Source organism: Staphylococcus sp. EG-SA-2 (assembly GCF_017152085.1).
Genome location: NZ_JACYHC010000257.1, coordinates 1 through 482 on the forward strand (window position 1 = coordinate 1; position 482 = coordinate 482).

Below are 482 nucleotides of genomic sequence, written 5' to 3' on the forward strand. Positions count from 1 at the left end.
TACAACAGTAATCATGCATTCTATGATGCTTCTAACTGAATTAAAGCATCGAACAATCGGAAGCATATTTCTAAATTATTTATTCATTATAGTCTTAAACATAACATGACCTAATATATTACTAACCTATTAAAATAAACCACGCACATCTAAGTGATATACGACAATCACAGCAATAATAATTGCTTTAGAAAGTCGTACCGAACTGGAACTTACAAGTCTAGTTCGAACACACACTGATGTGAGTGGTTTTCTTTATTTTAAACATGAACAATCAGATAAGTTACTAGCATTAGCAAATATTATTAAATCAAAGGGCTTCGATTCATAAAATTTAAAACAATGATTAAAATTAGACGTGTAAATGTTAAATTCTAAAACGGAAATAACCACCATCCCATTAAACCACTTTTTTGTTCAATCACTATATTTCACACAGCTTCATTAATAAAACGAAATTGCTTCAACCCGCTTCAACTTCA

The 482-nt window shown here is 29.9% G+C and carries 1 protein-coding gene; it reads right to left on the bottom strand.

The features are described 5' to 3' along the window. Positions 1–129: 129 nt before the first annotated feature. Positions 130–237, bottom strand: coding sequence for a hypothetical protein (locus IDG60_RS02520; protein ID WP_031762187.1), 108 nt, complete (start codon positions 235–237; stop codon positions 130–132). Between the last annotated feature and the right edge of the window lie 245 nt (positions 238–482).